The following is a 21,394-nucleotide window of genomic DNA, read 5'->3' as shown; positions in this document are numbered from 1 at the left end:
GGACGCCTTTGACCGCGGTCCGGCCTGTGCGTAAGAGACTATCCTGCCATGCCCCGTCGGCGATATTCGTTCAGCAGCACCACCATCTCCTCGGGCGACAATGTCCAGCCCTGGGGTAATGCGGCTTCGGCGCCCAGGCTTTTGGTCACGCTGCCCATGACGGAGCTTTTCTTGACCCCCGGTGCGAAATTGTACCCGATCATATCGCCGATTCTGCGCCGGCGATGGACGACGAAGAAGCTTTCGATATCCTTCCAGGGGACCAGCTTGGGCGATCGAACAAGGCCTCCGCCGAGACTGAAACCTTGTCCGTTCAGCACCAGAATCTGCGGCCGCACAAGCTGCCAGGCAAACACCAACGCGACCAGCCCGAAAAAGGCCACGCACCACCAAAGGCCGGCGGTGTCGCCGTCCTCGGAGACATAAATCAGGAAAGCGCAGGCCAGGACAAAGAAGAGGCTGGCCGACAGCAATAACAGTGTCTTGCCAAGCGATGCCCTTATAATCAGGGTATCCATTGCCGCTCCTCACATTTCGGCTATGCAGGTAATATCTTGCCTGGGTTCATGATGTCTTGCGGGTCGAGCGCTTTTTTTATGGAGCGCATGATGTCGACACCATGGCCGAGCTCATGGCGCAGGAAGCCGATCTTGCCCTGGCCGATGCCGTGTTCGCCGGTGCAGGTGCCGTCCATGGCGATCGCCCGCATGTTCAGCCGCGAGACGAATTTCTCCGCCAGCGCGATCTCTTTGGGGTCGTTGACATCCATCAGCACCAGCACATGGAAATTGCCGTCGCCGGCATGGCCGACGATCGGCGCAACCAGGCCCATCTCGGCAATGTCGGCCTCGGTTTCGGCAACGCATTCGGCCAGCCGCGAGATCGGCACGCAGACATCGGTCGACAGGCCCTTGGTGCCCGGCCGCAGCGTCAGCGACGCCCAATAAGCATCGTGCCTGGCCTTCCAGAGTTTCGTGCGCTCCTCGGCGACGCTCGTCCACAGGAATGGCCCGCCGCCATTGTCTTCAGCAATGGCACCGAAGGTTTCGGCCTGTTCGGCGACACCGGCATCGCTGCCGTGGAACTCGACGAACAGGCACGGGCTCTCGGGGTAATCGAGCTTCGAGTAATTCTTCATCGCCCGCATCTGCAGTCCATTCACCAGTTCGATGCGCGCCACCGGAATGCCCATCTGGATGGTCGCGATGACAGCGTTGCAGGCCGCCTCGAGGTTTGGAAACGGGCAGACGCCGCCGGAGATCGCCTGCGGAATGCCTTGCAGCTTCAAGGTCAGCGAGGTGATGATGCCGAGCGTGCCTTCCGAGCCGACCAGAAGCCGCGTCAGATCGTAGCCGGCCGAACTCTTTTTCGCCCGCTTGCCGGTCGTCACCGTCTCGCCATCGGCCATGACGGCCGTCAGCGACAGCACGTTTTCACGCATCGTGCCGTAGCGCACCGCATTGGTGCCGGAGGCCCGCGTTGCCGCCATGCCGCCGAGCGAAGCATTGGCGCCGGGATCGATGGGGAAGAACAGGCCGGTATCGCGCAGGTGCCGATTCAAATCCTCGCGCGTTACGCCAGGCTCGACCGTGCAGTCGAGATCCTCGGGGTTGACCGACAGGATGCGGTTCATGCGCGAGGTGTCGACCGAGATGCCGCCACCCGGCGCGTTGGTGTGGCCCTCCAGCGAGGAACCGACGCCGAAGGCGATGACCGGCACGCGGTGCGCGGCGCAGGCACGTACGATCTCCTGCACCTCTTCTGTCGTCTCCGGGAACGCGACACCGTCAGGCGCCTGCGTCGGAATATAGGTGGTGGTATGCGCATGCTGCGAGCGGATCGCCGCGCCTGTCTGGAAGCGTTCGCCGAGCTGCTGCTTGAGAATGCCGAGCACGGCGGCGATGCCTTCCTCGTTGCGTTCGACCGGATTGAGGTCGCTCAGAGCCATGAATTCCTCCGCGAATGGACCAGCGTCCACGCTTGTTATGCGATTATGGATGCGTAGTCTCGACTGCCGCGCTCTGTCCAGCACCAGAACAAGGAAGTTTCCATGCCCATCCCTGCCCCCTTCGTTTCCAAACCGATGGACATCGAGAAGGACTGGATCGACTACAACGGCCATCTCAACATGGCCTATTACAACGTGTTGTTCGACCGCTGCTCGGATGAGGCGTTCGAGGCGATGGGCATGGGGCTGGACTATGTCGAAGAGCGGCGCCTGACCATCTACACGGCCGAAGTCCATGTTTGCTATGTCCAGGAACTGCACCTCGAACACAAGGTCGTCGTATCCTTCCAGCTGATCGATCACGACGACAAGCGGCTGCGGGCCTACCAGGAAATCCGCCATGTCGATGGCTGGCTCGCCGCCACTTCCGAAACCCTGTCGCTGCATGTCGACATGTCCGGGCCGAAAGTCGCGCCCTTCCCCGCCGATGTGCAGGCCAAGGTGAAAGCCATGCGCGCCGCCCATTCTGCACTGCCGATGCCCGAGCGCGCCGGCCGTTCGATCGGTATTCGCCGCAGGACCGCTTGAAGCGCTGCCGCGCCCGCGTTAACCTTACCAAGGTTTTAACGTGAACAAGCCATTTGGGCCATTGAACGACTCAGCTGACCGTTTGAGAACGGTGCCATGCGAGTTGCGACGCGGGCGGCGGGCAACAGGCGGTTCGAGGAACGTGCATGAAAACCGACATCAAGGTCGAGGTGGACAGGCTGGCTGCCGATCCGCGCATCACCGACTATGATTTCTGGCGCTCGTTGAAGAACGTCAACAACGAGATCTTCCACATCGCCAACAACAACGAGCCTATCCCCTTCGACATGATCCGCTGGCGCGCCATCCTGAAGCAGGCGCGCATGAAGCGTGGCCACGCCTGATGTTTCCGCTGTTCTGAGAAAGCCGCCACCGGCGAGCGCCGCCACGGACCATTGCGACCTGATCATTTCTATAGGTCGGCGCCAGCCCTGCTTTCAGCGAATCGGCTACATCCGACAACCTTCAAAACCGTTCATTTCGACAGTTTGCGCAACCGGCGATTCGGTTTCGCAAACGGCCGCCTGCGACAAGAAGATCAAGATTGAACCAATTCCACGTCTAAGCCGTTGTGACCCCTGAAAAACGGCTTGGAGTGAAAGCATGGACTGGAAAAGGACCAGGGAACCGGCCGACGCATGGCACATGACGGACAATCTGCATGCCGAGCACGGCAAGGGCGATCCGTTCGCGGCCGCCATCCGCGCCACCCGCATGTCGATGGTCATCACCGATCCCCGTCAGGCGGACAATCCGATCGTCTTTGCCAATGACGCGTTCCTGCGCCTGACCGGCTACGAGCGCGACGAGGTCATGGGCAAGAACTGCCGCTTCCTGCAGGGGCCAGAGACAGACAAGGCAGCTGTGGCTAGCGTGCGCGACGCGATAGCAGCGGGAACCGATATCGCCATCGATCTGTTGAACTACCGCAAGGACGGCTCGACATTCTGGAATGCGCTCTACATCAGCCCGGTTTCCAACGACGAAGGCGAACTCCTGTTCTTCTTTGCCTCACAGCTCGATGTCTCCGATCGCAAGCGCTCCGAGGATCGCATCACCGCCGACAAGAACCGCTTTGAAAAGGCTGTCAAGGAACGCACGCGCGAGCTTGAGGCCGCCCTTGAGGCGCAGACCACGCTGCTGCACGAGGTCGACCATCGGGTGAAAAACAACCTGCAGATGATCTCCTCGCTGATCATCATGCAAAGCCGGGCAATCAAGGATGAAGCGACGAAGCGATCCCTGACCACCATGCTGGAGCGCATCGAGGCGCTGAGCACTGTGCATCGCCGTCTCTACCAGTCAAAGGATGTCAGCCGCTTCGATGTCTCGGATTTCGCCAGGGATCTGGTCACCGACCTGCTGACCGCATCGGGGCGCGCCGAGATCAAGCCGACGCTGGACCTCGAACCCATCGTCATTCCGGCCGAAAAAGCCACGCCTGTTGCCTTGATGGTCAATGAGCTTGTCACCAACGCGCTGAAGCATGCCTTCAAGGAAAAGCCGGACGGCACCACCGCGGGGCGCATCGGCATCAAGATGAGCCAGCCCGACGGCCACTTCAACATCGAGGTTTCCGATGACGGCGTCGGCATGGCCGAGGCCAGCGGCGATGCTTCCTTCGGCATGCGGTTGATCAAGTCGCTTGCCCGTCAGTTGCATGCCGACATCGAATGGCGCGACGCCGGCCCGGGCACAAAGGTCGTCATCTCGATGCCGAACGAACCGCAGCAGAAAGGGAAGCTGTCATGAACGAACCGCTCAAGGTCCTGATCGTCGAGGACGAGGCGTTGCTGGCGATGGAACTGGAAAGCCTCGTCGAGGAAGCCGGCCACAGCGTTGTGGGTTGGGCGACATCGTTGGCCGAAGCAAGAGGTATGATTGATACCGCCGATGCCGATATTGCCTTTGTCGATATCCACCTCGCCGACGGACCAACCGGGGTCGAGGTTGCCGAGCATATCCGCGAGGGTAACCGTTCCATGGTGGTGTTCATGACCGCCAATCCAAAACGCATCCCCGACCATTTCGCCGGCGCGATCGGCGTCATCGCCAAGCCCTACACGATGAACGGACTGGTGTCGGCGTTGCGCTATCTGCAGGAGGGCGTGCGGCGCCCGCCCCCGGTCTCGGTGCTGCCGGCCGGTTTTACGCTGTCGCCGGCCTATGAAAGCGTATGGGCGTCGTCGGCGGCCTGAAGCTTACGCCAGCTTCTCCTTGAGGAAAGCGATCGTCCGTCCCCAGGCGAGATCGGCTGCCTTCTTGTCGTAGCGCGCGGCCGAGGTGTCGTTGTTGAAGGCATGGTTGACGCCGTCATAGACATAGACGGTGTATTCGACATGGGCGGCGTCGAGCGCCTTCTTGTAGGCATCGATGCCGGCGTCGATGCGCTCGTCTAGGCCCGGCATAGTGCAGCAACAGCGCCGCCTTGATCTTCGCCACATCCTCGGCCTTCGGCTGCATGCCGTAATAGGCGACGCCGGCGGCGAGATCGGGCGCGTTGACCGCCAGATTGTTGACCGTGCCGCCGCCCCAGCAGAAGCCGACAGCACCGACCTTGCCGTTGCCGTCCTTCTCGCCCTTGAGATAGGCGATGGTCGCCACACCATCGGCGGTGACCTGGCTGGCGTCGAGCTTGGTGAACATGTCGCGCGCCTTGTCCTCGTCGGCGGGCGTGCCGCCCAGCGGCGACAGGAAATCCGGCGCCAGCGCCACGAACCCCTCCAGCGCAACGCGCCGCGCCACATCCTTGATATGCGGGTTGAGCCCCCTGTTCTCATGCACCACGATGACGGTGCCGAGCTTGCCGGACTGGTCCGCCGGCCTGACCAGATAGCCCTTCATCTCACCGCTGCTGCCGGAATAGGTGATATCTTCAGCCTTCACGCGCGGATCGTTGTCGGCGACGATTGCCGCCTGCGCCGAATTCGCCGCAAGCAGCGGCGCGATCGCGGCCGCCGCCGCGCCCGATCCGGCAAGCCTGGTCAGCTGTTCCATGAAGCGGCGGCGGTCGAGCGTCAGATGCGTGTATTCGTCATAGGCATCGATCATCGCCTGGGTGATGGCAGGTTTGGCAGGTTTGACGGCTTCGGCGGTGGGGTTCGTCATGGCGTGCTCCTCGTTAGGAGATGATCTCACGGTCACTCCGGGATGACCTCATGGTCACTCCGGGATGACCTCGCGGTCACTCCGGGATGACTCGCGGATCAAGATAGGGTGCAAGCTCGCACGGTCCAGTCTCGGATGGGTGACGCTTGCGCCATCGAACGATGCGGCGACCCCGCGGAACGCGCCCATCACATTTTGGTCATTTCAGAGAATGTCGATGGTGCCGCCACAATATGGAAGGAAGCTGATGATGGTCTCGCTCGTAGCGGCGAGCCCGACGAGAAGGAACAACGCCATGACCTTGTCTACTCCGATCCTTGCAAGCGCGCTCGTGCTTGCTGTTGCTGCCTTGCTGGCAATGCGCTCCGCTGCTGTCGCAGCCGCCGCTCGGATGGTGAAGGTCCGCGTCGACCGGCGTCGGCCGTCACCACGCTGATCCAGCAGGCCGAAACAGGGCCGCAGCTAACCAATGAAGTACTGGCTCCGTGCCCAGCCTCAAAGGCCATCTCTTACGCAAGCTGACCAAGGCTGCTGCTGCCCCTCATCGCCCTGCCGGGCACTTCTCCCCGTATAGATGCGGCAGGCAGATGAGGGGCGGCGCGACATTGCCAGAATATCTGCCGGGCCGATCACCTACCTAAGTCACATCGCTGCTACTTCGGCAGCGTATAGGCCATCACATAGTCGCCCGGCTTGGTGCCGACCGAGCCGTGGCCGCCGGCGACGATGACCACGAACTGGCGGCCGTCGGCGACGGCGTAGGTCATCGGCGTCGACTGCCCACCGGCCGGCAGCCTGGCCTGCCAGAGCTGCTTGCCCGATGTCAGGTCATAGGCGCGCAGATAGTCGTCGACCGCCGCGCCCAGGAAGACGACACCGCCGGCGGTGATCATCGGCCCGCCAATGCCGGGAACACCGACCTTCAGCGGCAAGGGCAATGGCGTCATGTCATAGACGGTGCCGTTGCGGTGCTTGTAGGCGATCTTGCCGGTTCTGAGGTCCGCTCCCGCCACATAGCCCCATGGCGGCGCCTGGCAGGGCACGCCGAGCGGCGACAGGAACGGCCCCATCACCACCGCGTAGGGTGCGCCCTCATTGCGGTTCAGCCCCTGCTCGCTGCCGCGCCCCTCATCCGGCGGCGGCACCTGGTCGCGCGGAATGAGCTGCGATTTGAACGCCAGATAGGTCGGCATGCCGAACATCACCTGCCGTACCGGATCGACGGCGACGCCGCCCCAGTTGAATGTGCCGAAATTACCGGGATAGACCAGCGACCCCTGCACCGACGGCGGGGTATAGCGACCCTCGTAGCGCAGGCCCTGGAATTCGATCCGGCAGGCCAGCTGGTCGAACATGGTGATGCCCCACATGTCGGCGCCGGTCAGCGGCCTCGGACTGAAGGAGAGATCCGAAACCGGCTGCGTCGGCGACGTGTGATCGCCCTCGACAGCGCCGCCCGGCGCCGGCACTTCCTTGATCGGGATGATCGGCTCGCCGCTGCGCCGGTCGAGCACGTAGAGGTCGCCCTGCTTGGTCGGCCCGACCAGACCCGGAACGACGCCGGCAGCGGTGGTGATGTCGACCAGCGTCGGCTGTGCCGGCACGTCCATGTCCCAGAGGTCGTGATGCACGGTCTGCCGCACCCAGCGCAATTGCCCGGTGGCCAGATCGAGCACGGTGATCGAGGAGGAAAACTTCTCGACATTGGCGCTGCGGCCCATCCCGAGCTGGTCCGGCGTCTGGTTGCCGAGCGGCACATAGAGCAGGCCGAGCTTCTCGTCGGCGCTTGCCGTCGACCACATGTTGGGCGAGTTGTGGGTGTAGGTCTGGCCTGCCGCCAGCGGCGTTGTCTGGTCCGGATTGCCGGAATCCCAGTTCCACACCAGGGCGCCGGTGTCGACGTCGAAGGCCCGGATGACGCCGGACGGCTCTTGCGTCGAATAATTGTCGTTGACCGCGCCGCCGATGATGATCTTGCCGCCGGCAATCAGCGGCGCCGAGGTCGAGTAATAATAGCCCGACTTCGGATACGGCATGTTGGTCAACAGATTGAGCGTGCCGGCCTCGGCGAAGGACGCGCAGACCTGGCCGTTGGCGGCGTCGAGCGCGATCAGCCGCGCATCCGAGGTCGGCAGATAGACGCGTGTCGCGCAAGGCTGGCCGGCGGCGATCTTGGCATCGGCATAATAGGACACGCCGCGGCAGGTCTGGTGCTGGCGGTCCTTGTCGAGCTTGATCTTGGGATCGAAACGCCATTTCTCCTTGCCGGTGGCGGCATCGATGGCGATGGCGAAATTGTGCGGCGTGCAGATATAGAGCGCGTCGCCCACCTTCAGCGGCGTCACCTGATAGGTGGTTTCGCCGACATCGTCCGGCCCTTTCACGTCGCCGGTCTGGTATGTCCAGGCCGGCTGCAATTTGGCGACATTGTCGGGCGTGATCTGGTCGAGCGGCGAATAGCGCTGGCCAAATTGCGTGCGGCCGTAGAAGTGCCATTCACCCGGAGGCACGTTGCCGCCGAGATCGGCAGTCGGCGTCACCTTGTCGGCGCTGAGGTCGCCGGCGATGTCCTTGGGATCGGCCGTCATCGAATAACCGGCGACGGCGAGCGAAGCGAGCACGGCCAGAATGAGCGGCGCTCGCGCGTCGGGGCCGGTCAGGCCCCGCCTTGCCCAAGGCGTCAGCAGCCACAGCGCCAGAAGCACGATGATGCCGCCGCGCGGTCCGAGTTCCCACCAGTCGAAGCCGATTTCCCACACCGCCCAGGCCAGCGTGCCGAGCACGATCGCCGCGTAGAGCCAGAGCGCCGTCGATTTGCGCCGGAAGAGCAGCCATGCGGCGATGAGGAAGGCGAGACCGGTGACGACATAGTACCAGCTGCCGCCCAGCATCGCGAGCCAGACGCCGCCGCCGCCAAGTGCGAGGCCGATGAGGAACAGGATGAGGGAGGTGATGACGACAGCCAAGACGATACTCCTTCGACTGATGCGCTTTGCAGCGCCTCACGGGCAGCCGCCCCTGCCCTGTCGCCAGCTTTCTCCCCCAGGCCGCGTGTGTCAAGCTGGCCCTGCCAGCATAAGGCGAGAGCAAACGCTCGACTTCATTCCGCTCCCACGCTGCAGCACCTCCACGACATTGTCGGGCGTCGGGACGATGAAATTCGCACTGCGCCCCAGAATCTCACTTCCAAACCAGAACAAAACGTAGACACTTCTGGTCTTTCGCTCCCGAATCACTACATTCGGGAGAGATGTCCGGCTTTGCGGAAGACATGCCCTTTTTTGACGAACCCAATGCGCGGCCCGCGGCCCCGTCGGGCATAGCGGCGCGCGCCATGGCGGCCCGCAGCGGACCCAACAGCGCACCCGATTATCTCAACGGCCTCAACCCCGAGCAGCGGCTGGCGGTGGAAACCACCGAAGGCCCGGTCCTGGTGCTGGCCGGCGCCGGCACCGGCAAGACCCGCGTGCTGACCACCCGCATCGCCCATATCCTGGCCACCGGCAGGGCTTTCCCCTCGCAGATCCTGGCGGTGACCTTCACCAACAAGGCCGCGCGCGAGATGAAGCAGCGCATCGGCCATCTCGTCGGCGAAGCCGTCGAGGGCATGCCGTGGCTCGGCACCTTCCACTCCATCGGCGTCAAGCTCTTGCGCCGCCACGCCGAGCTGGCCGGGCTCAAATCCGATTTCACCATCCTCGACACCGACGACGTCGTACGGCTGATCAAGCAGCTGATCCAGGCCGAAGGCCTCGACGACAAGCGCTGGCCGGCCAAGCAGTTCGCGCAGATGATCGACGGCTGGAAGAACAAGGGCCAAGGCCCCGCCGACATTGCCGAGGGCGACGCGCGCAGCTTCGCCAACGGCAAGGGCCGGGAACTCTACAAGGCCTATCAGGAGCGGCTGAAGACGCTGAACGCCTGCGACTTCGGCGATCTGCTCTGCCACCCGATCCGCATCTTCCGCGCCAATCCGGACGTGCTGAAGGACTACCACAAGCGCTTCAAATACATCCTCGTCGACGAGTACCAGGACACCAACACCGCGCAATACATGTGGCTGCGGCTGCTGGCGCAAAGACCTACCTCCCCCTCGATGGGGGAGGTCGCGGCGCGGTGCGGCGCGGGGGGGGGGGGGCGCGGCGCGGCCAGGCAACCCCCCCCCGGGCGGCGCGGCGGGGGGGGCCCCCCCCCCCCGCCGCGCCCGCCCCCGCGCCCCCCGCCCGCCCCCCCCCCCGCCCCCCCCCCCCCCCCCCCCCCCCCCGCCCCCGCCCGCGCCGCCGCCAGTCACCCCTCCCCGCCGCGTCGCGGCGACCCTCCCCATCCAGGGGAGGGTAAAGCGCGATCGGCCGAAGGCCGCAAGCCCGACCGGGCGTCCGAGCCGTTGCGAGGCGACTCCCGCGACGCCGAAGGCGCGCAAAAAAGAGGGGGCGGAGGGCCCGCGCCGGCAGGCGCGGAACAGCCCGTGAGCGAAAACAAAGTCAACATCTGCTGCGTCGGCGACGACGACCAGTCCATCTATGGCTGGCGTGGCGCCGCGGTCGACAACATCCTGCGCTTCGACAAGGATTTCCCGGGCGCCACCATCATCCGGCTGGAACGCAACTACCGCTCGACCGCGCACATCCTCGGCACCGCCTCGCACCTCATCGCCCACAATGAGGGTCGCTTCGGCAAGACGCTGTTCACCGAGAAGGTCGCCGAGGACGACGAGAAGGTGCATGTCCACGCCGCTTGGGATTCCGAGGAGGAAGCGCGCGCCGTCGGCGAAACCATCGAGACCTACCAGCGTGCCAAGCACAATCTCAACGACATGGCCATCCTGGTCCGCGCCTCCTTCCAGATGCGCGAATTCGAAGACCGCTTCGTCACGCTCGGCCTCAACTACCGCGTTATCGGCGGCCCGCGCTTCTACGAGCGCATGGAAATCCGCGATGCACTGGCCTTTTTCCGCGTCGTCGCCCAAGGCGCCGACGACCTCGCCTTCGAGCGCATCGTCAATGTCCCCAAGCGCGGCCTGGGTGAAGCCACCATCCGGCAGATCCACGACACGTCGCGTGCGTTGCGCATCCCGATGCTGGAGGCCGCGGCCAAGCTCGCAGAAAGCGATGAGCTGAAGCCCAAGCCCCGCGCCGCTCTGCGCGAAGTGGCGGCCAATTTCGAGCGCTGGCAGAAGGCGCTGGAAACCACGCCGCACACCGAACTCGCCGAGACCATTCTGGAGGAGAGCGGCTACACCGACATGTGGAAGAACGACCGTTCGGTCGAGGCGCCGGGCCGGCTGGAAAACCTGAAAGAGCTGATCCGCTCGATGGAGGAGTACGAATCGCTGCGCTCCTTCCTCGAACATGTCGCGCTGGTCATGGACGCCGAGCAGAACGCCGAGCTCGACGCCGTCAACATCATGACGCTGCATTCGGCCAAGGGCCTCGAATTCGAGACGGTTTTCCTGCCCGGCTGGGAGGAAGGCCTGTTTCCGCACCAGCGCGCGCTGGACGAAGGCGGCCGCTCCGGCCTGGAGGAAGAGCGCCGTCTCGCCTATGTCGGCCTGACCCGGGCCAAGAAGAACCTGCATCTGTGGTTCGTCTCCAACCGCCGCATCCACGGCCTGTGGCAGTCGACCATCCCGTCGCGCTTTCTGGACGAACTGCCGGAAGCCCATGTCGAGGTCGCCGAAAGCGGCAACTCCTATGGCGGCTACGGCAATTCCTATGGCGGCGGTTCGTTCGCGTCGGGCCGTGGCGGCCAGGGCGCAGGGCGGCAGAACCCCTACGGCGCCTCGCGCTTCGACAATGTCGGCGCGGAAAAATCCGGCGCCTTCTCCAACACCTATGCGACGCCCGGCTGGCAGCGCGCGCAGGCCAACCGCACCGAGGCGACCGACCGCAACTGGGGCTCGCGCTCCGGCCACCAGGTCGAGCGCATCGGCTATGGCGAGACCGACTCCGGCTACGGCGCCGGCCGAACCAGCGTCAAAGGCCGCACCATTGACGGCGAACTGGTCGCCAAATCCGTCGCCGACACGCCGTCAGCCTTTAGTGTCGGCGACCGCGTCTTCCACCAGAAATTCGGCAACGGCAACATCTCCAACATCGAAGGCAACAAACTGACCATCGACTTCGACAAGGCCGGCCAGAAACGCGTGTTGGACGGGTTTGTGGCGGCGGTGTGAGCGCCCGCTTGTCCTGTTGTCCTACAAGCGACCACATTGTTGTAGTCTGGCGGAGCCCTCCCCGCATCGTCATCCACGGGCGGAGCAAGGAGCGTAGCGACGCAGCGTAGACCCGAGGATCCATCCCGCGTCTTCAACGCGTTGCCACGGTGCGGAATCCTGCGCAGCTGCACTCCAAGGTCGCGGAATGGATTCCAGGGTCTACGCGACGGAGCTTCGCTCCTGCTCCGCCCTAGAATGACGAAGCGACGGGCGTCTGCCCAGTCGCCGGGGCATGCGGTCCGCAACATGAGCGTCCCCGTCAATTTAGCCCGCCCCTCACCTGTACCGCGCCTGGTTCCACTTGTGCCCCAGCAGCGACAGGATGATGATCAGCCCGTTGAAGAACTGGACGTAGAAGCCGCTCAGGCCCGCCGCCACGACGCCGGTCTGGATGAACGACACGGTGACCGCGCCGATCGCTCCACCGGCAACCGTACCGATGCCGCCCCAGGTCGGCGTGCCGCCGACGAACACCGAAGCCAGCACCGGCAAGAGGTAGCCGTCGCCCGCGGTCGGCCACCAGGTGAAGTTGATCATCACCGAAAACGTGCCGGCGATCGCGGCCCCGATGCCGGTGAAGATGAACACTTTCACCCGCACACGCTTGACGTCGATGCCCATTTGCTGGGCGCTGTCGGGGTTATCGCCGACGACCCTCACCTGCGCGCCGAAGCGGTGCCGGTTGTAGAGCATTGCCGACAAAATGACGAAGGCGAGTGCCCAGAAGACCTGTACCGGAAAACCCCACACCTGACCGGAGAAGATGGTGTACGCCCAGCTGTCGCTGAGACCGGTCAATGCCGTCGATCTGCCCTCGTTGATGATCTGGATCAGTCCCCGCAGCAGGAAATTCATGCCAAGGGTGGCGATCAGCGACGACAGCCCACCATAAACGACCAGGGATCCGACGAGAAAGCCGAGCAGCGTGCCGGTGAGAATCGCCGCTGCGATGCCGAGAAACGGATCGCAGCCGGCCTGCACCACCAGCGCGAACACCCAGGAGGCAAAGCCCATGGTTGCGGGAAACGACAGGTCGATCTCGCCGCAGGTGACGACGAAGACCAGCGGCACCACCACGAACAGCGCAACGGGCAGCGTGGTCAGCACGGATCTGTAGAGATACCAGGTGGTGAACACGGTCGGGTTGGCGATCAGGAACGCCGCCATCATGATGATGAACACGGCGAGCGTGCCGAGCGCTGCGCGGTTGTCGATGACGAAACCGCGCAGCCAATGGTCGGACGGATGCTTCCACTCAGGTCGGGCCGCCTTGCCGCCAAGAGGGCTCTGCAGATCGGGTTCCATGGTCTTGCTCATCGTGCTGCCCTCTCCGCGTCGCCGGCCTCGTGCAGCCCCGGCAATCCGCCGGGATGCGCAACGTCTTCCATGAAGTTGATCAGCTCTTCGGCCGACTTGACCTCGGTGCGATCGGCGGTCAGCGCCACCTTGCCGCGGTCAATCACCACGAAGCGGTCGGCGATGTCGAAGACATGGTGGATGTTGTGGCCGATGAACAGGATCGAACGGCCGCTCGCCCGCACCTGGCGCACGAAATGGAAGACCTTGGCGGTCTCGGTCAGCGACAGCGCCGTCGTCGGCTCGTCGAGGATGATCAGCTCGGCCTGCTTGTAGATGGCGCGCGCGATCGCCACGCCCTGGCGCTCGCCGCCCGAGAGCTGGCCGACGATCGAGTGCGGCGTGAACACCTTCGAGGTGAAGCCGATCTCGCGCATCAGCCGGCTCGCCTCCTCTATCTCTTTATTGACCTTCAGAAAGCCCATGAAGCCGGTGAGTTCGCGGCCCATGAAGATGTTGCGCACAATGGTCTGCTGCACGGCCAGCGCCCGATCCTGGAAGACCGTCTCGATGCCGGCGTCGCGCGAGCGTGCCGCACTCCAGCCGGTCACCGGCTTGCCGTGCACCAGGATCTCGCCGCTGGTCGGCTTGACGACGCCGGACAGGATCTTGATCAGCGTCGATTTGCCGGCGCCATTGTCGCCGATCAGGCCAACCACCTCGCCGCGGTCGACCGAGAGATTGACCCCGCCCAGCGCATAGACCTGGCCATAGGATTTGCTGATGTCGCGCAGTTCGATGATGCGTTCGGCCATGGTGATCCTCGCTCCTGTGGTATCATCCGGCCTGGTGCCGGCGGTCCTGCCGGCCGGGCTTGCGCCCAGCCGGCAGTTTGGGAGGTCAGCGCAGCGCCTGCTTGGCGAGCTCGGCGACGATCTCGTAATTCTGCGGCGTCACGAAGCCGGCGCCAGTATCGACATTCATCGGCGCCAGGCCCAGCACCACCTGCTGGCAAAGGCTGAGGATCGGCAGATAACCTTGCAGGAAAGGCTGCTGATCGGCCGTCAGTTGCACCCAGCCGCCCTTGAACGCCTCGACGATCTGCGGGCTGGTGTCGAAGCCGAAATTGAAGATGTCGCCCGGCTTGCGCCCCGCCGCCTGCATGTAGGTGGCGACGTTGCCCAGCATCTGGCCGCCGGGATAGCCGACCGCCTTGACATCGGGATTGTTGAGCAGGGCCGCGGTGATCACCGGGATCGCCAAATTGGGGTCGGACGCCCATTCGCCGCTCGGCGGCGACGACAGCTGGATGACCTCGACGCCGGCTTCCTTGAGTGCTGCCACCGTGCCGCGCTCGCGCGCGCCGCGGGCCTCGTTCTCGAACGGACCGATCATGATTGCCTTGTCGCCGGACTTGAGCTTCCCGAGCTTGAACGCCTCAGTGCTGAGCGCGCGGCCCTGCTGCTCCTGCTGGGCGCCGACATAGCCGCCGCCGAACGCGTCCACCACCTTCGGCACCGGCACGTTCTGGTACATCATCTTGATGCCGTCCTTATGCGCCTGTTCGGCCAGCGGCATGATCGCGGCGTCGCCCGGATGGCCCATCATGGCAATGCCGTTTGGCTTCACGGCGACGGCCTCACGCAATTGCTGCACCATCTTCTCGACGTCCCACTGCGAGAAGATGTAGTCGACCTTCGGCCCGAGATCGGACCCCGCCTGCTTGGCGCCATTGTAGACGATGGTGCCGAAAGCGTCGCCCTCGGCGCCGCCGACGAAAAAGCGGATGTGGACATCCTTGCACCACTGGGCGTCGAGCGCCTGCGCCGGCAGAGTGGAGATGGCAGCGCACAGCGCCGTGGCGGCGGCCACGACGGTCGAGCGCAGAAGTGTCGTTCTCATTGCGATGCTCATGCACGTTCCTCCCTTTTGTCCTCGGTGAGCCGAGGGGTTCGTCGTTCGCTTTTCGGCAGTGCTTGTCGGCAGTGCTTGGCAATCTGTCAGGCCGGCTCCTCCCACCGGCCCTCGCTCACGCTGGGTTCGGCAGGTAGGTCGCTCCTCCCCGGCATTGCTTGAGGTATTCCAGCCCGCGCACCTGGCCTGTGATTTCGAGGTCGCCGCGATAGACCGGGTCGTGCCAGCCCTCGATGTCGATGGCGCCCTTGTAACCGGCCAGCCGCAATTCGCTGATCACCCGCGTCCAGTCGCTGTCGCCAAAACCGGGCGTGCGCATCTGCACGAAGGGCAGCCTGCCGAACACGCCGTGCTCGCGGATCACATCCCAGCGCACCGTCGCGTCCTTGCCGTGGACATGGAAGATGCGCGGCGCCCATTTGCGGATCTGCGGCATCGGGTCGATGAGATAGACCAGCTGATGGCAGGGCTCCCATTCGAGGCCGAGATTGTCGTCGGGCAATTCGTTGAACATCAGCTCCCAGGCGTCCGGATTGTGGGCGATGTTCCAGTCGCCGGCGGCCCAGTTGCCGTCCATGGCGCAATTTTCGAAGGCAATGCGCACGCCCTTGTCGGCGGCGCGTTTGGCCAGCGGCCCCCAGACCTCACGGAAGCGCGGCAGGCTGTCGGTCAGCTTCTTGCCGCGCAGACGTCCGGTGAAGCCGCTGACGATCGAAGCGCCGAACAGATGCGCATTGTCGATGACGGTTTCCCAGGCCGCGAGCACGCCGCGATCGACCTCGCCATCCTCCAGCGGATTGCCGAACACGCCGATCGACGACACGGCGACATCGGCATCGCCGATCGCCTCGCCAATCTCACCGGCGAGCCGCGCCAAATCCTTGCCGCCCAGCGTCTGCCAGAAGAAGGGCTGGATGCTCTCGAAGCCGAGCGGCAGAATCTCTTTGATGTAGGCGGCCGGGTCTTCGAGATTGGCCCGCACCATGGTGCCGATACGGATGTCGAGAAGCGGGTTTGGCATCATGATGCTTCCTGTGTGATTGCGACGCGCCGTCCGGTCTCGGCGCTTTCGATGGCGCCAAAAACCATGGCCAGGCTTTTGATGTTGTCGCTGCCACGGGTTTCCGGCTCGCTGCCGGTCTCGATGGCGTGGATGAAATCCTTGATGATGCCGAGATGACCGCCGACGCGGTCGGCGGAATCGAGCGGCGGTACTGTGATGGGCTGGGTCAGGTCGAACAGGCCGTCGCGGACCGACAACACAACCTCGGCCTTCAGTCCGTCCTCGCCGTCCCAGAGCAGGCTGCCGTGCTCGGCGACGATGCGCCATGTGCTCTCCCAACTGGTGCGGAAGCCCGCCGCGCACCAGGAGCCTGCATAGGTGAAGCGCTTGCCGCCGCCGAGATCGAAGATAGCGCTGGCCGACGAGCCCTGCCGGTACCAGGAATTCGCCGGATCCCATTCCTGGCAATAGACGCCGGCGGGATCGCCTGCGACCATGTAGCGGGCGGCGTCGAATGTGTGGATCGCCATGTCGAGCAAGAGCACATGCGCCATCTCCTCGCGAAAGCCGCCGAAATGCGGCGCGACGAAGAAGTCGGCATGGATGCTGGTTGGCTTGCCGATGGCGCCGGAGTCGAGAAAGCGCCTTATGCGCCGGACATTTGCGACATAGCGGCGGTTCTGCACGACCGCATGGACGCGCCCCGCGTTACGCGCCGCATCGACGATGGCGCGCGCATTTTCCGGAGTATCGGCCAGCGGCTTTTCCGTCAGCAGATGGCAATTATGGGCAAAGGCGGCAAAGGCGACATCACGCCGGGCGGCTGGAACCACGACATCGAACACCGCGTCGGGCCTGGTCTGGTCGAGCACCGCGTCGAGGCTGGTGCCGATTACCGCGCCGTCGAGCCCGTATTCGTGCGCCCTCGCCTTCGCCCGTTCGGCGTCGAGATCGACAAGGCCGACAATGGCCAGCCCGTCGATCTGCCTCGCGGCATCGAGCCAGGCCTTGCTCATCGCACCACAGCCGACGAGGACGGCATTCATCATCCGGCATTCCTCCCGTCCGGTCCCTCCAGACCGAATGTCACGGCATTTCCGGCATCACCGTAAACGTTTCTCCGTAAACGTTTACGAGAACACACCCGATGGCGTAGAATGTCAATCGGCTGCCAGCGAAAAATCATCCCGAAGCCTTGGCCTGGGCGGCAGCCGGTGCTAGCCAAGACAGGGGGAGAACTGTCCTTGGCGTCCAGCATCCATGACCTTGCGCGTCACCTGAACATTTCGATCGGCACCGTGTCGCGGGCGCTGAACGGCCGCGCCGACGTCAATGCCGACACCCGCCAGCGCGTGCTCGCCGCCGCCAAGCAATTGAACTATTCGCCCAACCAGTCCGGCCGCAGTCTGCGGCAAGGCACCACCCATTCGATCGCCTTCATGCTGCAGCCGCATCCGGGCGACCAGCAATATGGCGAACCGTTCTTCATCCCGTTCCTGATCGGTCTGCAGGGCCGACTGGCCGAGGATGACCTGGATCTGATGGTCGTCATGGGCGAGCCCGGCCAATATCAGCAGGAGAGGCTGCGCCGCGTGGTTGAGACGCGCCGAGCCGACGCGGTCGTGTTGGCCAATACACGGCGGGAAGACGATCGGATCGACTATCTCAGCAAGGCTGGCTTTCCCTTCGCCACGCTTGGCCGAAGTCAATCCGGCGACGACACCTATCCTTCGCTCGATATCGATTTCGAGAGGGCGGGTGACGAAGCCGTCGACCGGCTGGTCGCGCGCGGCCACCGCCGCATTGCCGCCATCCGCCCTTCGCTGGATCTCAACTTCGGCTACCTGTTCCTCGACGGCTACCGCAAGGCGCTGGGGCGGCATGGCATCGAAGTCGACCCCGGCCTGATCGCCGACGGCTTCATCAACGAGGCCGGAGGCTACCAGGTGACGCCGCGCGTGATGCTCTCCAAGGACCGGCCCACAGCCATCATCTTCAACAATGACGCAATGGCGCTCGGCGGCTGCAAGGCACTGGCCGAGATGGGCATCAGGCCCGGCCACGACATCGCGGTGATCGTCATCGTCGACACGCCGCTCTGCCGTTATTTCTCGCCGGCGCTGACCGCCTTCCGTCCGTCGCTGGAGCCGATGGGCCGGCGGCTGGCCGAAATGCTGCTGGCCTCGCTTCCCGCCTTTGCCGGCCCGGAAGGTCCGCGCATCATCCGCGAAGTCTGGCCGCTGGAGCTGATCGCCCGCGACAGCGATTGATCCGCCGCGGAGGAAGGCCGGCGGGCCTCAATCCACCTTCTTCTCGCCCCGCTCGCCGGCCTTGACGATGTCGCCGGTGGTGAACAGGATTTCCTTCAGTTCCGTGCGCCAGTCTTTCTTCTGGCGCAGCAGGAATTCCAGATCCATGCCGAAATGCTTGAACTCCTCGCCTTGCGCGTTCTTCATGATCGCCTTGGCCTGAGGGTCTTTCTCGACCGACATGCGCTGTTCGTACCAGCTGATCGCCTCGGCCTCTTCGATCAACGAGGTGATCATGCGGGCAAAGGTCCGCACCTCCTGCGTCAGTTCTTCCGGTGGCTCGTGATACTGATCGAAACCCATTTATCCCTCCTGGGCCCGGGGCTCGACCGGCCATCGCAGGCGACGCTTGGGCTCGCGTGCAACGGATCAGGCTGGAAAATGGTTCCGGAGCGCGTGCGACACGGTCTGTCACGCAACTATCATCTTCGCGTCCTAGACCGCTCATCGGTGGGCGCGGCATCGTCGATTGCGGCGGCTTCGTCATCCGGCCGTTCCGGCCCGTTCCGTCACAAAGAGGTTATCCCATGAAAAATCTGCACCGAACCGTGTCGCTCGGCGCCGCATTGGCGCTGTTTAGCGCCCTGACCCCTGCCCTTGCCGACAGCACCGCCACCGTTGGCGGCTTCGTCAACAAGGGCCTGGTCGGCGTCGGCCGCATTCCGGCCGATCAGAAGGACAAGTTCGGCGAGACCTTCGGCTCCGGCTCCGGCATGTCGATCGACGCCGCAAGCTGGACCCATGGCGCGGATGGCTACAAGGGTTCGCTGTGGCTGCTGCCGGATCGCGGCTACAATGTCGTCGTCACCACCGACTACCGGCCGCGGCTCAACACTATTCGCATCGAGTTCACGCCGACCGCACTGGGCGCCACGCCCACCGCCGGCCAGGAAAGGACCGGCGTCAAGGCGACGCTAGCCGATTCCCTGCTGCTCACCGACGACAAGGGCGCAGACGCCACCGGTCTCGATCCGCTCAACGGCTTGCGCGCGGCCAATGGCGACCTGCCGATCCTGCCCGAGGCCAATGGCAAGCTGGCGCTCGACAATGAGGCGATCGCGCGGCTGCCCGACGGCACCATGTTCATCTCTGACGAATACGGCCCCAACATCTACCGCTTCTCGGCCGACGGCCATCTGTTGTCGGCAACGCAGCCGCCCGCCGCTTTGGTGCCGATGCGCAAGGGCGCGCCGAACTTCGCCTCCGACAATCCGGGCCCCGGTGCAGCCGAACCCGATCCGAAGGATCCCGAAACCGGCCGCCAGAACAATCAAGGCCTCGAAGGCATGGCGCTGACGCCGGACGGCAAGTCGCTGATTACTGTGCTGCAGTCGGCGCCCCGCCAGGATGGCGGCGATTCGCCCGCGACGCGCCAGAACACCCGCGCGCTGGTCTACGACGCCTCCGACCCGGCCCATCTCAAGCTGGTGCATGAATATGCCGTGCCGCTGCCGGTGTTCAAGGACGCCAAGGACAAGACCAAGGTCGCCGCGCAGAGCGAAATCGTGGCGCTGTCCGACAAGACCTTCCTGATGCTGGCGCGCGACAGCGGAAACGGCCAGGGGGTGAAGGGCGATACTTCGCTGCTGCGCCAGATTTTCGTCGTCGACGTCTCTGGCGCCACCGACATTGCCGGCGGCGCCTTCGATGCCGCCGACAAGCCGCTGGCGCCCAAGGGCGTGCTCGACCCCTCGGTGACGCCGGCCAAGCTGACGCCGTTCATCGACATCAACGACAACAAGGAACTCGGCCGTTTCGGCCTGCATGACGGCAAGCCCAACGACAAGAACAATCTGTCGGAGAAGTGGGAAGCAATGTCGGTGGTCAGCGTGCTCGATCCGGCGCTGCCCGACGACTATTTCCTGTTCGTCGGCAACGATAACGACTTTCTCACCGAGGACGGTTTTCAGGTCGGCGCGCCCTACAAGGCCGAAGACGGCGCCGATGTCGACACCATGTTCCTGGTCTATCAGGTCACGCTTCCGGGCCTCGCCAAGAAGTAGCCGTATACGGAGAGGCGGACGCGCCCGGCGCGTCCGCCTCTAACCGTTTGTCGGCGATCAGCGATGCCGTGAAGGCACCTATTTCAAAATCTCCGCATCCCTTGGCACGCCGGCATCGATCGGCTCGGCGGTCCGGCTCGACACAGCCATGATCTTGCCCGCGGCCGACAGGTTCGGGCGCACATAGACCTGGGCTACGCCGTTGACCCGGCTGTAGAGGTCGATGATGTCCTGGTTCATGAAGCGCACGCAGCCCGACGACGCGTTCTTGCCGATGGAATCCCATTCCGGCGTGCCGTGCAGCCGGTACATCGTGTCCTTGCCGTCGCGGAACAGATAGAGCGCGCGCGCGCCGAGCGGGCTCTGCGGTCCGGGCGGCATGCCGTCCTTGTATTTCGCCAGTTCCGGCCGGCGCTGGATCATTTCCGGCGGCGGCGTCCACACCGGCCATTTCTTGCGCGCCTGGATCACGGCGCTGCCGGTCCAGCCAAACCCGGCCTTGCCGAGGCTTACGCCATAGCGCATTGCCTTGCCGCCATCGCGCACCAGATAGAGAAAATGCTCGGATGTATCGACGACGATCGTGCCGGGTTTTTCGCCGGTCGGATCGTCCACGATCTGGCGCACGAACTTCGGATCGAGCTTGGCCACGGGGATTGCCGGCAATGAAAAGCCCTCATCGACGCGCGCCGAATACATGGTGGCGGCATCGCCCAGAGCCGGTTCGGGCGCCGGAGCGGGCGTTGGCGGCACCACGACGTCGGTCGTGGTGCAGGCTGAAAGCGCCATGGAAGCGGCACCCAAAGCGGATATTCCAAGAAACGCGCGCCGGTTCAGGCGCTCGGAAAAAAGCGGATTGTCGGACATGATCCCCCCAGCCTATTCATCATATCCAACAGGATATGCGACCCCACGCGGCGACGACCCATATCCCATTCCGAATGTTTTGAGAACTGATTAGCGTGAAGCCGCCAGGTGGCATGTTCCAATGCCGCATCGACCTTGTCCGTT

At 64.2% G+C, this 21,394-nt stretch carries 17 protein-coding genes and 1 pseudogene; 7 read left to right on the top strand and 11 right to left on the bottom strand.

Features of this window, described 5'->3' with window-relative positions; all coding sequences use genetic code 11:
• Positions 1-38: 38 nt before the first annotated feature.
• Positions 39-473 (bottom strand): hypothetical protein, encoded by a 435-nt coding sequence (locus tag NKJ78_RS14445; protein ID WP_352461180.1) that lies wholly within the window; start codon positions 471-473, stop codon positions 39-41.
• Between the two features lie 65 nt (positions 474-538).
• Positions 539-1,948, bottom strand: a complete 1,410-nt coding sequence (locus NKJ78_RS14440) for an FAD-binding oxidoreductase (protein WP_023690898.1) — start codon at positions 1,946-1,948, stop codon at positions 539-541.
• Between the two features lie 102 nt (positions 1,949-2,050).
• Here NKJ78_RS14440 and NKJ78_RS14435 point away from each other — a divergent pair, with 102 nt between their 5' ends.
• The 4 genes from NKJ78_RS14435 to NKJ78_RS14420 all read left to right on the top strand — a co-directional run bounded on the left by NKJ78_RS14435 (position 2,051) and on the right by NKJ78_RS14420 (position 4,734).
• The gene (locus NKJ78_RS14435) at positions 2,051-2,536 is read left to right on the top strand and encodes a thioesterase family protein (RefSeq protein WP_023688057.1); all 486 of its coding nucleotides are present in this window, start codon (positions 2,051-2,053) and stop codon (positions 2,534-2,536) included.
• Positions 2,537-2,682: 146 nt separating this feature from the next.
• Entirely contained in the window at positions 2,683-2,880 is a 198-nt protein-coding gene (locus tag NKJ78_RS14430; RefSeq protein WP_013531006.1) for a hypothetical protein, read from the top strand.
• A 259-nt stretch (positions 2,881-3,139) separates the two neighbouring features.
• On the top strand, positions 3,140-4,288 hold the full coding sequence (locus NKJ78_RS14425) for a histidine kinase dimerization/phosphoacceptor domain -containing protein (protein ID WP_352562486.1): 1,149 nt from the start codon (positions 3,140-3,142) through the stop codon (positions 4,286-4,288).
• Positions 4,285-4,734, top strand: coding sequence for a response regulator (locus tag NKJ78_RS14420; protein ID WP_023668313.1), 450 nt, complete (start codon positions 4,285-4,287; stop codon positions 4,732-4,734). Before NKJ78_RS14425 ends, NKJ78_RS14420 begins: the two co-directional genes overlap by 4 nt.
• A gap of 3 nt (positions 4,735-4,737) precedes the next feature.
• On the opposite strand, the pseudogene NKJ78_RS14415 reads toward NKJ78_RS14420, so the two are convergent.
• Positions 4,738-5,644, bottom strand: a pseudogene (locus tag NKJ78_RS14415) (dienelactone hydrolase family protein).
• Between the two features lie 653 nt (positions 5,645-6,297).
• The gene (locus tag NKJ78_RS14410; RefSeq protein ID WP_352461181.1) at positions 6,298-8,610 is read right to left on the bottom strand and encodes a glucose/quinate/shikimate family membrane-bound PQQ-dependent dehydrogenase; all 2,313 of its coding nucleotides are present in this window, start codon (positions 8,608-8,610) and stop codon (positions 6,298-6,300) included.
• A gap of 284 nt (positions 8,611-8,894) precedes the next feature.
• Here NKJ78_RS14410 and NKJ78_RS14405 point away from each other — a divergent pair, with 284 nt between their 5' ends.
• Positions 8,895-11,816 (top strand): ATP-dependent helicase, encoded by a 2,922-nt coding sequence (locus NKJ78_RS14405; RefSeq protein WP_352562485.1) that lies wholly within the window; start codon positions 8,895-8,897, stop codon positions 11,814-11,816.
• A 318-nt stretch (positions 11,817-12,134) separates the two neighbouring features.
• On the opposite strand, the gene NKJ78_RS14400 is transcribed toward NKJ78_RS14405, so the two are convergent.
• From NKJ78_RS14400 to NKJ78_RS14380, 5 genes are all read right to left on the bottom strand, one after another.
• A complete protein-coding gene (locus NKJ78_RS14400; RefSeq protein WP_352460249.1) occupies positions 12,135-13,175 on the bottom strand; it encodes an ABC transporter permease in 1,041 nt (346 codons plus the stop codon).
• The gene (locus NKJ78_RS14395) at positions 13,172-13,969 is read right to left on the bottom strand and encodes an ATP-binding cassette domain-containing protein (protein ID WP_352460248.1); all 798 of its coding nucleotides are present in this window, start codon (positions 13,967-13,969) and stop codon (positions 13,172-13,174) included. The genes NKJ78_RS14400 and NKJ78_RS14395 overlap by 4 nt, the downstream gene beginning before the upstream one ends.
• Before the next feature lie 85 nt (positions 13,970-14,054).
• Positions 14,055-15,068, bottom strand: coding sequence for a substrate-binding domain-containing protein (locus tag NKJ78_RS14390; RefSeq protein WP_352562484.1), 1,014 nt, complete (start codon positions 15,066-15,068; stop codon positions 14,055-14,057).
• A 115-nt stretch (positions 15,069-15,183) separates the two neighbouring features.
• On the bottom strand, positions 15,184-16,092 hold the full coding sequence (locus NKJ78_RS14385; protein WP_352460246.1) for a sugar phosphate isomerase/epimerase family protein: 909 nt from the start codon (positions 16,090-16,092) through the stop codon (positions 15,184-15,186).
• Entirely contained in the window at positions 16,089-17,120 is a 1,032-nt protein-coding gene (locus tag NKJ78_RS14380) for a Gfo/Idh/MocA family protein (protein WP_023739845.1), read from the bottom strand. The genes NKJ78_RS14385 and NKJ78_RS14380 overlap by 4 nt, the downstream gene beginning before the upstream one ends.
• A gap of 195 nt (positions 17,121-17,315) precedes the next feature.
• Here NKJ78_RS14380 and NKJ78_RS14375 point away from each other — a divergent pair, with 195 nt between their 5' ends.
• Positions 17,316-18,341 (top strand): LacI family DNA-binding transcriptional regulator, encoded by a 1,026-nt coding sequence (locus tag NKJ78_RS14375; protein ID WP_023697001.1) that lies wholly within the window; start codon positions 17,316-17,318, stop codon positions 18,339-18,341.
• Between the two features lie 27 nt (positions 18,342-18,368).
• Here NKJ78_RS14375 and NKJ78_RS14370 read toward each other — a convergent pair whose 3' ends face one another.
• Positions 18,369-18,683 carry a ferritin family protein gene (locus NKJ78_RS14370; protein ID WP_023712452.1) on the bottom strand — a complete coding sequence of 105 codons (315 nt, stop codon included), beginning with the start codon at positions 18,681-18,683 and terminating at the stop codon, positions 18,369-18,371.
• A 224-nt stretch (positions 18,684-18,907) separates the two neighbouring features.
• Between NKJ78_RS14370 and NKJ78_RS14365 the strand changes: the two genes are divergently transcribed.
• On the top strand, positions 18,908-20,383 hold the full coding sequence (locus tag NKJ78_RS14365) for an esterase-like activity of phytase family protein (protein ID WP_352460245.1): 1,476 nt from the start codon (positions 18,908-18,910) through the stop codon (positions 20,381-20,383).
• Between the two features lie 78 nt (positions 20,384-20,461).
• On the opposite strand, the gene NKJ78_RS14360 is transcribed toward NKJ78_RS14365, so the two are convergent.
• Positions 20,462-21,250, bottom strand: coding sequence for a L,D-transpeptidase (locus NKJ78_RS14360; protein ID WP_023668302.1), 789 nt, complete (start codon positions 21,248-21,250; stop codon positions 20,462-20,464).
• Between the last annotated feature and the right edge of the window lie 144 nt (positions 21,251-21,394).

This window comes from Mesorhizobium sp. M0037 (assembly GCF_040323635.1).
Classification (GTDB): domain Bacteria; phylum Pseudomonadota; class Alphaproteobacteria; order Rhizobiales; family Rhizobiaceae; genus Mesorhizobium.
The sequence above is the reverse complement of the archived record's forward strand: the minus strand, read 5'-3'. Positions and strand labels throughout refer to the sequence as shown.

Bases quoted from the DNA above. Each gene is read 5' to 3' on its own strand.
- NKJ78_RS14440 (WP_023690898.1), bottom strand. From the start codon at position 1,948: ATGGCTCTGAGCGACCTCAATCCGGTCGAACGCAACGAGGAAGGCATC.
- NKJ78_RS14435 (WP_023688057.1), top strand. From the start codon at position 2,051: ATGCCCATCCCTGCCCCCTTCGTTTCCAAACCGATGGACATCGAGAAG.
- NKJ78_RS14430 (WP_013531006.1), top strand. From the start codon at position 2,683: ATGAAAACCGACATCAAGGTCGAGGTGGACAGGCTGGCTGCCGATCCG.
- NKJ78_RS14425 (WP_352562486.1), top strand. From the start codon at position 3,140: ATGGACTGGAAAAGGACCAGGGAACCGGCCGACGCATGGCACATGACG.
- NKJ78_RS14420 (WP_023668313.1), top strand. From the start codon at position 4,285: ATGAACGAACCGCTCAAGGTCCTGATCGTCGAGGACGAGGCGTTGCTG.
- NKJ78_RS14405 (WP_352562485.1), top strand. From the start codon at position 8,895: ATGTCCGGCTTTGCGGAAGACATGCCCTTTTTTGACGAACCCAATGCG.
- NKJ78_RS14400 (WP_352460249.1), bottom strand. From the start codon at position 13,175: ATGAGCAAGACCATGGAACCCGATCTGCAGAGCCCTCTTGGCGGCAAG.
- NKJ78_RS14395 (WP_352460248.1), bottom strand. From the start codon at position 13,969: ATGGCCGAACGCATCATCGAACTGCGCGACATCAGCAAATCCTATGGC.
- NKJ78_RS14390 (WP_352562484.1), bottom strand. From the start codon at position 15,068: ATGAGCATCGCAATGAGAACGACACTTCTGCGCTCGACCGTCGTGGCC.
- NKJ78_RS14385 (WP_352460246.1), bottom strand. From the start codon at position 16,092: ATGATGCCAAACCCGCTTCTCGACATCCGTATCGGCACCATGGTGCGG.
- NKJ78_RS14380 (WP_023739845.1), bottom strand. From the start codon at position 17,120: ATGATGAATGCCGTCCTCGTCGGCTGTGGTGCGATGAGCAAGGCCTGG.
- NKJ78_RS14370 (WP_023712452.1), bottom strand. From the start codon at position 18,683: ATGGGTTTCGATCAGTATCACGAGCCACCGGAAGAACTGACGCAGGAG.
- NKJ78_RS14365 (WP_352460245.1), top strand. From the start codon at position 18,908: ATGAAAAATCTGCACCGAACCGTGTCGCTCGGCGCCGCATTGGCGCTG.
- NKJ78_RS14360 (WP_023668302.1), bottom strand. From the start codon at position 21,250: ATGTCCGACAATCCGCTTTTTTCCGAGCGCCTGAACCGGCGCGCGTTT.